General features: G+C 52.2%; 10 protein-coding genes. 5 read left to right on the forward strand and 5 right to left on the reverse strand.

All coding sequences use genetic code 11. The features are described 5' to 3' along the window. Positions 1 to 23 precede the first annotated feature (23 nt). The 4 genes from ACTRXD_RS15215 to ACTRXD_RS15230 all read right to left on the reverse strand — a co-directional run bounded on the left by ACTRXD_RS15215 (position 24) and on the right by ACTRXD_RS15230 (position 4,042). Complete coding sequence (locus ACTRXD_RS15215) at positions 24 to 842, reverse strand: segregation and condensation protein A (protein WP_442432637.1); 819 nt, start codon at positions 840 to 842, stop codon at positions 24 to 26. Between the two features lie 105 nt (positions 843 to 947). Beyond that, positions 948 to 2,036 (reverse strand): pentapeptide repeat-containing protein, encoded by a 1,089-nt coding sequence (locus ACTRXD_RS15220; protein ID WP_442432638.1) that lies wholly within the window; start codon positions 2,034 to 2,036, stop codon positions 948 to 950. Between the two features lie 226 nt (positions 2,037 to 2,262). Further along, positions 2,263 to 3,027, reverse strand: coding sequence for a peroxiredoxin (locus ACTRXD_RS15225; protein ID WP_442432639.1), 765 nt, complete (start codon positions 3,025 to 3,027; stop codon positions 2,263 to 2,265). 151 nt (positions 3,028 to 3,178) lie between these two features. After that, positions 3,179 to 4,042, reverse strand: a complete 864-nt coding sequence (locus ACTRXD_RS15230) for a hypothetical protein (protein ID WP_442432640.1) — start codon at positions 4,040 to 4,042, stop codon at positions 3,179 to 3,181. A 179-nt stretch (positions 4,043 to 4,221) separates the two neighbouring features. Between ACTRXD_RS15230 and ACTRXD_RS15235 the strand changes: the two genes are divergently transcribed. From ACTRXD_RS15235 to ACTRXD_RS15255, 5 genes are all read left to right on the forward strand, one after another. Then, entirely contained in the window at positions 4,222 to 6,960 is a 2,739-nt protein-coding gene (locus ACTRXD_RS15235; protein WP_442432641.1) for a CBS domain-containing protein, read from the forward strand. A gap of 42 nt (positions 6,961 to 7,002) precedes the next feature. Next, complete coding sequence (locus ACTRXD_RS15240; RefSeq protein ID WP_442432642.1) at positions 7,003 to 8,496, forward strand: MFS transporter; 1,494 nt, start codon at positions 7,003 to 7,005, stop codon at positions 8,494 to 8,496. A gap of 129 nt (positions 8,497 to 8,625) precedes the next feature. Then, on the forward strand, positions 8,626 to 8,766 hold the full coding sequence (locus tag ACTRXD_RS15245) for a DUF4160 domain-containing protein (RefSeq protein WP_442432643.1): 141 nt from the start codon (positions 8,626 to 8,628) through the stop codon (positions 8,764 to 8,766). Positions 8,767 to 8,855: 89 nt separating this feature from the next. Further along, positions 8,856 to 9,113 carry a DUF2442 domain-containing protein gene (locus ACTRXD_RS15250; RefSeq protein ID WP_312746016.1) on the forward strand — a complete coding sequence of 86 codons (258 nt, stop codon included), beginning with the start codon at positions 8,856 to 8,858 and terminating at the stop codon, positions 9,111 to 9,113. A 428-nt stretch (positions 9,114 to 9,541) separates the two neighbouring features. Then, positions 9,542 to 10,888 (forward strand): SUMF1/EgtB/PvdO family nonheme iron enzyme, encoded by a 1,347-nt coding sequence (locus ACTRXD_RS15255; protein WP_442432644.1) that lies wholly within the window; start codon positions 9,542 to 9,544, stop codon positions 10,886 to 10,888. A gap of 623 nt (positions 10,889 to 11,511) precedes the next feature. On the opposite strand, the gene ACTRXD_RS15260 is transcribed toward ACTRXD_RS15255, so the two are convergent. After that, a complete protein-coding gene (locus ACTRXD_RS15260; RefSeq protein WP_442432645.1) occupies positions 11,512 to 12,468 on the reverse strand; it encodes a zinc-dependent alcohol dehydrogenase family protein in 957 nt (318 codons plus the stop codon). Between the last annotated feature and the right edge of the window lie 384 nt (positions 12,469 to 12,852).

The following is a 12,852-nucleotide window of genomic DNA, read 5'->3' on the forward strand; positions in this document are numbered from 1 at the left end:
GATCAATATCCGGCACATACGTGTCACAATGAATCCACAGGAAAACTTCCAGTAGAATCAGCCCTCCCGGCTGGAAGAAAACGCCTGGTCACCTGGATGGGGCCCAACCATTCTCCTTGAAACAATCGAACCAGGTTCATTCTGACCAGTTCCAACAAAGCCAGAAATGTAGCAATGACCAATGGCTTGGACCAATGGTGTTCAAATAACCCCTCAAAAGGAACGGTCGACTCCGCTTCCAACCGCTCCAGGATGACCTGGATACGGTCTTGAACCGTCCAAGCTTCCCTGGACAATTCCACGATTTCATTAGTTGGGGCTCGATCCAGAACCTCCTGAAATGCACTTAAAAGATCAAATAATTGGAGATCCTCCGTAGCCATATCCTCCTCGACCGCTGACTCAGTTGGCAAGGGGAGAGGATCGCGGGTGAAGGACTCCCGCCAAAGACGTTCGCGAATAACCAGGCTGCCTGCTGCCTCCTTGAAACGCTCATATTCGACCAATTGCCGGACCAATTCCGCACGAGGATCCAGACCTTCCTCATCTTCCGTCTCCGGTTTTTCCTCTTTGGGAAGGAGCATCCGGGATTTAATATAAAGCAGCGTGGATGCCATGACCAGAAATTCCCCGGCCAGAGACAGGTTCAACGTCTTCATCATGGACAAATATTCCAAATATTGCTGAGCAATCAGCGCCACCGGAATATCATAAATGTTGATCTGGTGTTTCCGAATCAAGTGGAGAAGCAAATCCATGGGACCGGTAAAGGCCTCAAGTTTGACCTGATACGCATCGTCATCTTCAAGGTCGGAAACAATCAGGGAGGGGACGGATTCCAATCAAGTGCCTTTCGACTGGGTTCCACAGTGCAGATATTTGAATTGGTATACCATCTTTTGTGTAAAGCCGCAATATCCTAACCAAATATAGTGGTTGAGGCCTCTCTAAACCGTTTTCTTCCCTTTGGAAAGCCAGAGGTAACAGAGCACCAGAATAACCAGCCCCAAAAAGATCCCGACCTGGCCATATAGACTCCGACCATTCTGAACCGAAACCACATCAAGCGGGAGGTTACTCCCGGTTAATTCCGGCATGGTGCGGAACTCGGTTCCGGAAAAATCTTTGGCTCCATCAAACCTGGCGTTCGAAAAATCGACCACCGTATGAAATTGTGCTTGGGCAAACGTCACCGACTCTCGAAATTCGGTAAACCGAAAATAGATTTCATGAACGACCGAGATGGCTGAAAAATCGGCAGGGCCTTTAAACAACGACCCTGAAAAGCCTGTCCCACTGGCAAAAGCCGTTCGAGAGAAATCTGCCGCCTGCTGGAACTCGACTTCCAAAAACTCAGCAACTCCGGTGAAATGAGCATCGGAAAAGGTGACCCGATCACGAAATTGAGCCTGGTGAAACCGGGAATGCGTTCCAAAAATGACGTGAGAAAAATCCACGCCTTGGTCAAATTGAGAACCAATAAAAAACCCCTCAAAATCAACCCGCGCGTTTGCAAATCTTACCGGGCCCACAAACACAGTCTTAGAAAGATCAATTGATTGTTGAAAGACGGTTCCCGTGAAATCTACCGTCCCCATTATCAGGAGAGCCCCTTCAACCAGATTGGTGGCAAGCACTTTTTCAAATCGAGAATGTCGGATGGAAATTGCCTCTGGAATGACGCGAACTACAGTGATCCCTTTCTCGTTCAGGGGTTTTCGCACTGACGGGGGAATGGAGGGATATTCCGTAATGGCCTGTTGGGGCAGAAGATCAAGCATCACCTGATCAACCACCAACACGTGGTCAAGATCAATCCGCTTGCCCTGCACAAGCGCTTCCAGCAAATCAGCCCCCTTCACGGCCAAGGCTGCCTCTTCTCCAGGCAAACAGGGTCCCTCAACATGCACCCAGAAAACATTTTCGCTTCCTGGAGGAGTCGGCAGGAGACGGCAAGCCTCGGCATGAATAGAAGACAGGCCCAGCAGGACGAACAAGCCGAGCTGCAGAGAATATTTTGCTCCCCGGAGTTTCATTTATGCCCACATCACATGAGCATGATATGGCAAACAGGTAAACCAACGGCCTCCACTCGGGCGCGAGTGCAAAGAGACCGTTGAAGATAGGTGATCATCACGAGGCTGTGTTGGACTAAGTCAAATTATTCGATCGTTTGGGGCGAGCGGAGTATTGAACACAAGGATCAGAGAATCTGGCCAAATCCTGCACAATCGTAAACGTCCGTCTCATCTCGGACAGCACCTAGGTGGAAGAGGTATTCTCAGCAGGTTGAGCTGGGTCGGGTTGAGTTGGCTTGGGAGCCTCGGCTTCCGCAGGTTGAGGCTCCTTCACTTCCACAGGCTTTGGGGTCACAACCGGGGACACATTTTTGAGTGCTAAATAAAAATCCCGATGTTCATATTCGGATTTAGCCAACGCTTGATCGACTTCCTGAACGGTCTTGGGCGGTGGCACCACCACCTTGTCCCCTTCCCGCCAATTGGCGGGCGTCGCACAAGCAAAGCGGTCGGTCGTTTGCAGGGCAGTGACCAACCGAAGGATTTCATCCACATTGCGTCCGGCATTGAGGGGGTAATACAGCAAGGCCCGAATCACCCGCTTCGGGTCGATAACAAACACCGCACGTACCGTCGCGGTGGAACTCGCATTGGCATGGATCATGCCATACAGTTTCGCGACACGCATATCAACATCGGCAATCATAGGAAATGGAATCGTGGCACCCATTTTCTCGTGAATACTGCGAAGCCAGGCTAAATGAGCATGAACACTATCCACACTCAAACCAATGAGCTTCACCCCCCGCTGACGAAATTGCTCACTAGCTTGGGCAAAGGCCATCAATTCCGTCGTACACACCGGAGTAAAATCCGCCGGGTGAGAAAACAATACCACCCAATGCTGCTCCTGCCACACGCTAAAATTAAAATCGGTCTGTTGCGTCGTCACCGCGGAAAAGTCCGGTGCATGATCCCCTATGCGAGGTAACCCTCGTTCTTCCGACATGAAACCTCCTTCAGTTGGCAAGACTACCCCCCTCCGCCGCAGGCGAAGGAAGCAATCCCGGCTTATCTATTTAAAACCGGGAATACGAATAAAACTATCGAGATGTGAAGTGAATAACCCTGGCACAACCTTGCCCTATAACCGGCCAGAATTACCAGGAGCGAGGAATTTCCTCTTCATCATCCTCATGATTGGATTCGGTATCCCGAAAAAACTTATCTGTGCCCAATTCTTCTGATAAGTCTTCCGTCAAATCCAAATCCTCATCGGCATCATCGGTGGAGTCCTCGGAAAACTCATCATCATCAAAATCATCCGCAAGATCATCCACATCCAGGGGATCAGTGACATCATCGAGTTCAGTGGTCAATGAATCCAGAGTGATATCGGTATCGGTTTCCACTTCAATATCCAATTCGGCATCAATGTCGTCCGGTAGAGACGTATCCTCATTATCCGTATCGGGTCCCTGGATAAGAATCTCCTCCGCATCCGCATCAACGGGGAAGGCGTTCTTTCTCTTTTTGGCATCAAGGTCTTTTACCACAGGCGATTCTTTTTTAGGCCTTCCCGGTTTCTTTTTGGCCTCAGACGGCGCCGCCTTCTTCACCGATTTGGTGGTGGGAGCAGACTTGGTACGATTCGCCCCGGTTTTCGCCGCAGTTGTCGCTTTCGAAACATTGTCAGATGTAGTCAACTTCTTCTCTTTCCCTTTCACCGCCTTTTTCGGCGTCGCTTTTGATCGTGGTTGCGCTTGAGCCACGGTTTTGGATGTCCCCTTTACTCGAGCCTTCTTATTCTTTTTGGCTTGAGACTTAACGGGTCCCTTGGTCCGAGCCTTGGAGCCGACCTTCGTATTCTTGGACTTCGCTTTGGTAGACGGTGATCGTTGAGGCTTCACAGACTTCTTTGGTTTGGCTTTTGTCTTCGGTTGAGCTTTCGCATGAGTTGTTCGCTTCCCCGCAGGCTTCTGTTTGGGCTTGGCCTTTGACTTGGGCTTAGCCATGGCAGCCATGTGTCACCCTCCTGATTATGTGATCGACAAATGATCCATCTGAGATGGATCGTCTCCTGAGTTGCCCCCATCTAACATGGAGAGACCCTCTCAAGCAACAGAAGATTTTCAAGAAGGAAATTCTTTGCCTTTTCAGTTAACTTCCGGTCATTCAACATCCCTGTTAGAATCGGGTCTCCATGGAAATTATTACCACGCATCTCGAGGCGGATTTCGATGGCCTCGCCTCAATGGTGGCGGCTCAAAAGCTCTACCCGGAAGCACACCTCGTCCTCCCGGCGGGAGTCCAATCCCGCGAGCGGGACTTTCTCGCGGAATATCCCCTTTCCTTCACGTCACCCTCGGAACTAAATTTTCCGGATATCACCCGTCTGATTTTAGTCGATGCCCAACACCGGGATCGCTTAGGTTTACTCGAAAAAGTTCTTAAAAATCAACATATTTCTGTCCATATTTACGATCATCATCCATTGGAAACCACCAATCCTCTGCTCCCATTGGCAGACTATTGCAAAGTGGATGCAGTCGGGGCCACCATCACACTCCTCTGCGAAGAACTTCAGGCCAGAGGACTCACATGGACACCCGAAGAAGCCACACTCTTTGCCATAGCCCTCTATGAGGAAACCGGTCAATTTGGCTACCGGAATACCACGCCCCGTGATTTCCAGATCGGCGGGGTCCTTGTGCAAACTGGAGCCGATTTAAACCTGGTCACGAAGTACCTTGCCCGGCACTGGACGCCGCCCCAACTCGAATTATTCCATGCACTGTTGCAATCGGCGCAAACATTAAATCTCGGACATCGAAGGATTCTGCTCACCACCCTCACCTGGCCGGATTATGTGCAGGACATGGCCCCGGTGGTTCAACAACTGGCGCAATTACATGGTGCCGATGCCATCATCGCCGCTGTCGCCATGGAGGGCAAGGTACAAATTATCGGACGCAGCCGCCATCCTGATATGGACATGAATCAGATCACCAAGGCCTTTGGCGGAGGAGGGCACACCATGGCTGCCGCCGCCAGCATTAAGGGACTCACCATCGTGGAGGTCGAACAGAAAATCCAAGCCCTTTTGCAGGAACAAGCAAAAACCTGGCTCCCCATCCAACGGCTCATGACCACACCCGTCAGGACGGTGGAACCCAACGTTACGATCAAACAGACCGAACGCCTCATGACTCAATACGAAGTCAACGCCCTACCCGTTGTGAATGCCAAAGGCGGCTTCATGGGATTGGCAACACGGGAAGCCGTTCAAAAAGCCCTCTATCATAAACTGACCACCCACCCCATCGAGCACATCATGCTCAGGGATATCTTTCTGGCCACACCCGGCACACCATTTGACGAGGTCCAACAGCATATGGTCGAACGGAATCAGCGGATCGTCCCGGTGTTGGACCACGACCAAATCGTTGGCATTTTCAGCCGGACCGATTTGCTTCGGGTTATGCACCAGGCACTCCCGCCTCAGGAAGGAAAGGTCGAGCCCTCTGCCGGAGCGGCCCCTTCAGCTACCGTCGTTCCCACGCCAACCCTGCGAACCTCAAATCTTCACAAACAATTGGCAACCCGGCTACCCCCGCCACTTCTGTCCCTGCTCCAGACCATTAGAACACTCGCCGACACCCAGGAGGTGGCCGCGTTCCTCGTCGGCGGATTCGTCCGGGATTTCCTCATGAACATTCCCAATTTCGATTTGGATGTGGTGGTCGAAGGAGACGGTATTCGTTTTGGCAAGGCGTTAGCGCAGGAACTCAAGGCCGAATGGACCATTCATGAGCGATTTGGCACAGTCTCGATCGCAATCCCCAAGGCTCTCAACATTCCACAGATGCATCACCTGGACATTGCCACGGCTCGAACGGAATATTATGAATACCCCACCGCGCTACCGACTGTGGAACGCAGTTCAATAAAAAAAGACCTCTACCGGCGGGATTTCACCATCAATGCCCTGGCCATTCGCTTAAACCGAACGCCCGGTGAACTCCTGGACTATTTCGGGGGCCGGCGAGACATCAAGGACAGAATTGTGCGGGTCCTTCACAGCCTCAGCTTCGTGGAAGATCCCACCCGGGTCTTTCGAGCCATTCGCTTCGAGCAACGGTTTGGTTTCCAGATCAGTAAAGAAACCCAGCATTTCATTCAACAAGCCCAAACCATGGAACTGTTTCACCGGCTTTCCGGCGTACGACTAGGGAATGAACTGATCCATATTCTAGAGGAACCAGAACCGGCCAAAGGCATTCAGCGATTGAATCAATTTAAGCTCTTTCCTTTTATTCATCCCAAGCTGCAATGGAAAGAACCGGCTCCGACGCTCTTTGCATCCGGAGAAAAAATTCTGGCCTGGCATGAGGTGGAGAGTACCCGATCAGGAACCGAGCGATGGCTGCTCTATGCCCTGGCCTGGTTCGAATCGTTGGGCAAAACCGAATTGGTCAAAACCTGGAAACGATTGGGATTCCCGCAACGAACCACAGCAACTGTGGGAGAATTCTTACAGGCCCAGTCCACCTTGGTAAGGACTCTCAACCGAAAGCATCTGGCTCCTTCAGAAATTTACGATCTCCTCACGCCATGGCCGAAGGAACTCGTGTTATTTCTCATGGCCAAGGCGCAAAGCAAGCCGACGATTCATGCGGCCACCGAACGGATCCGAGATTATCTTACCACGTTCCAACATACCGCCATCACCTTAACCGGCCACGACCTGGAGGACATGGGCCTTCCCAAAGGTCCAGCCTATCGCCGGATACTCGATCGCATCTTCAAAGCCAAACTGGATCGCCTGGTGACCACACAGGAAGATGAATATCGCCTTGCCAAAACCTTCATTGCACAAGAAACCGCTTCAGGAAGCCGCTCCAAATCCCCTTCATCGGCAAGGAAAGGCGGCGGCGGATAACCTTTCGGTTGGTTCTCCCGGCAAGCATTCTATTCATTCCCCATGCACCAGTTTTCATCGCCTTCCCAACCTTCTCGAATTCGCTGGCGAATTCTTTTTCTGCTCCTCCTCATCAGCATCATCACGTATGTCGACCGGGTGAATATTTCCGTCACCGCCCGCCAAATGATGCCCGCACTCGGGCTCACCGATCTGCAAATGGGTCAGATCTTTTCGGCCTTTGTCTTTGGCTACGCCCTCTTTCAAGTTCCCGGTGGCTGGTTGGGCGATCGCTGGGGACCACGTCGCGTATTGACCTTCGCCCTCATCTGGTGGTCGATCTTTACAGCTCTGACGGCCGTCGCTCCCACTATCCCACTGGCCAACCTAATCGGGATTATGGGTTCACTCATGGTCGTGCGTTTCCTCATCGGCATCGGCGAAGCCGCCGCGCTGCCCAATTTCAATCGAGCCGTCGCAAACTGGCATCCCCCGAATGAACGGGGCTTAGGCATTGGCATCACCATCGGAGGGATCGGCCTGGGTTCAGCCCTCACGCCACCTATCACCGCCTGGATCATGGTCAATTATGGCTGGCAAACGGCGTTTTATGTCGCAGGCGGATTGGGTATTGGCATCGCCCTCTTGTGGTACTGGTACGCAACCGATCATCCCCGGCAACATGCACACGTCAACACCGCCGAGGCCGAACTAATCGAAGGTTCGGAATTTCGTCCCGACCCTCCTGCTCCCTTGGAAGGACGATCCGGTAAGGCCTGGGGAACGGTCCATGATGTGTTCACCGAACTCGAAACACGTGAAGGCAGACCTCCAGCTTCACAGGCAACAGGCAACAGGACCGGTGGGAGGAAGGACAACTCTAACTCCACCACCTCAACACGGACAGGTAGAAAAAGCGAGCGAGTACCCATCCACACGTCAAAGACGACCACCGTTCCCTGGAAAGCCATTCTCACCACACCTACTGTTTGGTGGCTCACGCTCAGTTACACCTGTCTCGGCTATGTCGCCTATGTCTATATGTCCTGGTTCTATCTCTACCTCGTCAACGTGAGAGGCTTTGCCATCCTCCAAGGCGCCTTCTTCGCCTCGGCACCATTTATTGCGATGGCTATCTTCTGCCCATTGGGAGGATGGGTGACCGATCGTCTCACCGAACAATACGGGATCAATCGTGGTCGCGCGAGCGTGGGAGGAGCAGGAATGATTCTGGCCGCGCTCTCCATCATCATCGGCGCCAACATCGAAGCGCCCTATGTCGCAATCGGCTTCCTCTCGCTCGGTGCCGGGTGGCTGTATTTCACCGTCGGCCCGTTCTGGTCTTCAACCACCGACTTATCCAAACCCTATGCCGGCACGCTCTCGGGCCTCATGAACACGGGCGCCAACCTGGGTGGGACCCTCTCGCCAACACTGACGCCCTGGCTGGCCGAAACCTTCGGCTGGTCGGTCTCCCTCGGCATCGCCGCCGGCATCGCCCTACTCGGTGGACTATGCTGGATCCGCATTCGTCCGGGAATGGGAATAAGATCTTAATAGCAGTCAGACCTCAGGTGCCTTGCTATAACCACTTAGTACTTCTCTTCTCTCCCCTCGTGGAGTCTCATTGACTTTTTTCGTATACTGTCAGTCAACAACAGTTCGATAAGGAAAATTGGAAGTATCGTGCCAAATGTTCGAGGGATTGAAGGACCTTACCGATTTTTCTTTTATAGTTTTGACTGCAATGAACCCAAACATGTTCACGTCCAACGAGAGCGCCATATCTGCAAATTTTGGCTAGAACCAATTTTCTTGGCAGGTTAATGATGTATTTGCGCCACATGAGTTAAATCGAATCCGAAAAATCCTGCTCGACCGGATAGACAAAATGATCGAAGCCTGGGAGGAACATTGTGGTCACGAATGAACCCAGAATATCCACGATAGAGGTCTCAGATGAGACCATCACCGCGCAGTTAACCGACGGACGAAAGATCAGTGTGCCCTTGGTATGGTCATGGCGATTAACCAATGCTACTCCTGAACAACGCAAGAACTTCCAAATTATTGGAAATGGACATGGAGTGCATTGGCCTGATGTTGATGAGGACATTAGCGCTATCGGAATGCTCGAAGGCCTTCCCGCACGACCTGTCAAACATCCCGTCTAACCCTTGCAACTCAACCCGTCCCTATCCGCAAAACATCAATTTCATTGTAGATCTTGTCTGTCGGCTGGCCCGTAAACCCTCGGCATCGCCGCCGTAATCGCCCTACTCGGTGGACTCTGTTGGATCTTTATTCAACCAGAACACGGGCTCAACATCCCCAGGTCAGGAGATCGAGCCTGAGCGAGTCTGAACGGTTCACAATACCAACGGCTCCGACATGATTCTATTATTTTTGGATCATGGTAAACTGCGTTGCGGCAGGAGAAAAAAAGAACGCATAGCCGAGGCACTCTCGATTCAAGAGAAAATTTCCTGTGAACCCAACGGTTGTTCCAACAATCAAAACAGACGAGAACCACCGAACCTTGACATCGTCCAATAGGGTGCGGAGCCATTTATGGATACGGGTACCGTTTATCGGCCGCATCATGTCCCTCTCTATCTTTCTGCTGTTTCCCTATCTTGTTTATGCCACGGAGATTGAAGAGTTCAAGAAGGGCGTCGTCAAAATTTCTGCGATCGTAAATGGACAACAAACTGTCGGGACTGGATTTATCGTGAGGCTCGACAAGGACGCCGCCTATATCGTAACTGCCGCACATGTGATTTCTGGAGATAGCAGGCCACAGGTGTGGTTCTTTCCTCTTCCTCATCAATCGTTTGCCTCACAGGTGTTAGGGATAGATGGGACCAATGAGAACGGGTTGGCCGCTTTGCGTGTTTCACATCCCATTCCTGATGGACTCGTGGCGCTACCGCTCGATCAGACCACCCAGGCATCCGGGGGAGAATCCATTACCTTCATCGGATTTCCGCCAAATCTCACTCCCTGGACCGTCTCAACCGGAAGTATCAGCGGGAGGAAAGGCCCACACCTGATGTTTCAGGCGTTAGTGGAGGAAGGTCATTCGGGTGGCCCCCTTCTGCTTGATGACAAAGTGATCGGCGTCGTGACAGACGCTCAGGGACGCCTGGGATTTGCCGTACCCACACCGGTCTTGGCCATCGCATTGAAAGGATGGCATGTGAAACCATCGGGAAGCGACTCGTTATCACGAGAGATTTCAGGCGCAGACGGTGCACCAATGGTACGGATTCCTGCAGGACAGTTTGAAACGAATATAGAATCACGCTCAGGGACCGGGAACATGACCGAAGGGATTCGGTATATGGTCTATGTTGAAGATTTCTTCATCGACAAATATGAAGTCACTATTGAACGGTATGAGAAATTTCTACAAGTCACCGGTCGGACATCCCCGGAATATTGGGATCACATCAAGATGCCCCAGGATGCTAATCGCCCTGTCGTCGGTGTGACATGGCACGAGGCCAAAGCCTACTGCCATTGGGCCAAGAAGAGATTACCGACCGAAGATGAATGGGAAAAAAGCGCGCGAGGCACAGACGGACGCATGTATCCATGGGGCAATGAGCCTCCGACGAGCCAATTCTCGAATTTTGCCACATTTGGTGACTTTCAATTATCAAAACTTTCTCCGGTCGGAGCATTCGAAAAGGATAGAAGTCCCTATGGAGTGTATGACCTGGCCGGAAATGTGAGTGAATGGACGGCAGATAACTGGAATGAATCACGAAATATAGACCGTGATGAGGAGGGAACGCCCACGGGTTCCCGCAAAGTCATACGCGGTGGAAATTGGAACGCAATGGGCGAATATTTGAGAGCCGCATTGCGCTCTTATGCTTCACCAACCAACAGAGATTTAGGTCTTGGTTTCCGCTGCACTCAAAATCCGGATACGCCCCCATAAAAAGGTGAGGGGTATGACGGAAGAAAGGTTGGTCTAAAAATCGGCACAATGGATTGAATGGGGGTCTAAACGGTTCTCTTATCCCTGGATCATGGTAAGCTAAGTCGCTGATCCCGAGGATCACCAAAATAGGCAGTCACGGAATCGGAAAGGTTCGGGACAAAACCTTCGCGGAAAGACGGTCAACCTTAAAAAGAAAGGAGGTACACCATGGGAGACAAAGGCGGAAAAAAGGATAAAGACAAAGCTCAAAAACAAAAAGCCGACCAACAGAAAAAGAAGGACAAAAAGAAATAGCTGAGGCTGTTCCTTCTTGTGAAATGGTGGGCTTCGCAAAAGCGGAGCCCACCCATGCCGTTTAATCCAATCCATACATTATTCTCACTTATTAAACTTTTCCTCGAAAGGAAAGGGGAGATAGTCAAAATTTCTGTTGCCTAACGCTGGGTGTCAGGCGCGGCGGGCAGCGGACGCTGCCCGCCGTCGCCTGCACGACTTGGTTAGCCTGCTCATTCGTCGAACGCGGTTGGCTGCTTGTACGTCTGCCCGACGAACCAGACGCAGAGCAATTCACAGCATACTCGAGGTGGAGCGTGCGTTCAGCTATTAGACAGCTGGCATGATTATGCGTGAGGGTCGAGTACAACTTTGCCCCGCACACCGCCACGCTCAACCCGTTCATGTGCTGTAGCCACTTTGCGAAGCGGCATGACTGAATCAATCAATGGCTTGACCTGTCCTCTTTCAATTAGTACACGGAGAGCGTCTAACTTTTCTCTATTCTGCTGCGTGAAGATGAAATAAATCGTCGTGTTCTTTCCCCAATGTGCACTCAGCGATCGTGGTTGCGGGATGTCGACAATCGTTGCCAGCCGGCCGAATGCGCTCATCACCAGCGGACTCCTTTCGATGGTGTCACCGCCGATCGTGTCGAAGACGAAATCAACGCCTTTGCCGGAGGTTTCTCGTCTAATGACCTCAACGTAATCCTCTGACCGATAATCAATGAGGTAATCCGCTCCTAAGCCCCTAACGAACCCTGCGTTCTGCTTGCTGCAAGTCGTAAAGACGTAAGCGCCGATAGTTTTCGCAAGTTGGATGGCAATGGAGCCAACGCCGCCCGCCCCGGCATGAACGAGTACCGATTCGCCCACTCGCAGTTTGCCGCGCGTGACGAACGCCTCCCAGGCCGTGCCACCGGTCAAAGACAGGCTCGCCGCTTCAAAGTGCGAGACGTTGCGGGGTTTATGCGCGACGATTGATTCGTCTGCGACGTGATGCTCGGCGTAACTGCCGTCGCCACCGAAAATCTGTGGCGTGTAGTAGACTTCGTCTCCGATCTTGAAATCTGTCACGGCGTCGCCGACAGCTTCGACAACGCCTGAAACGTCAGAGCCGATGATGGCTGGCAACTGCACATCATCCCTGTAATCGCCGCGACGAGTTTGGTAATCAAGAGGATTAACAGACGTTGCGAGCACCTTGACTAAGACTTGTGTCGGTTGAGGGGGTGGCTTAGGCATTTCTCTTTGCTCGAAAACTTCAGTGCCGCCGAAGTCTCTTATCACCATGGCTCTCATAATTATTCACCTTACAAGTTATAAGCCTGCACACCTGTCAAACAGACAGCCTCTTCTTCGGTCGGTAAGGCGAAGTGGGCTAACAGAGTCCGCGGCTGAGTGGCGGGCCTGAGTCCCGCCGATTCGAGCCGCACGTACGGCTGCCGCAGGCGGCTGGGACGCACGGCCAGACGCGGGCTCTGTTCAGCCGACCGCTCATCACTATCCCTCTATCCCACATCGAGCAGGCACGGCCCGTTCAACCCTGTCAGCACCCCGTTCGCCGCCTGCGGTCGGCTGAACGTCAATCGGCTCAGTTGCCGGCCGCCGGCGGAAGCTAGCGTTCAACCGGCCACATCATTCTCCATCGCGGGCGTCGCCGGTCAACTGCAGCCGCTGGTTATC

The sequence above is a fragment of the Nitrospira sp. T9 genome (assembly GCF_052156535.1).
Taxonomy (GTDB): domain Bacteria; phylum Nitrospirota; class Nitrospiria; order Nitrospirales; family UBA8639; genus Nitrospira_E.

Excerpts from the sequence above, each read along its gene's own strand:
- ACTRXD_RS15230 (WP_442432640.1), bottom strand. The coding sequence starts at position 4,042 with ATGGCTGCCATGGCTAAGCCCAAGTCAAAGGCCAAGCCCAAACAGAAG.
- ACTRXD_RS15225 (WP_442432639.1), bottom strand. The coding sequence starts at position 3,027 with ATGTCGGAAGAACGAGGGTTACCTCGCATAGGGGATCATGCACCGGAC.
- ACTRXD_RS15255 (WP_442432644.1), top strand. The coding sequence starts at position 9,542 with ATGTCCCTCTCTATCTTTCTGCTGTTTCCCTATCTTGTTTATGCCACG.
- ACTRXD_RS15235 (WP_442432641.1), top strand. The coding sequence starts at position 4,222 with ATGGAAATTATTACCACGCATCTCGAGGCGGATTTCGATGGCCTCGCC.
- ACTRXD_RS15220 (WP_442432638.1), bottom strand. The coding sequence starts at position 2,036 with ATGAAACTCCGGGGAGCAAAATATTCTCTGCAGCTCGGCTTGTTCGTC.
- ACTRXD_RS15240 (WP_442432642.1), top strand. The coding sequence starts at position 7,003 with ATGCACCAGTTTTCATCGCCTTCCCAACCTTCTCGAATTCGCTGGCGA.
- ACTRXD_RS15260 (WP_442432645.1), bottom strand. The coding sequence starts at position 12,468 with ATGAGAGCCATGGTGATAAGAGACTTCGGCGGCACTGAAGTTTTCGAG.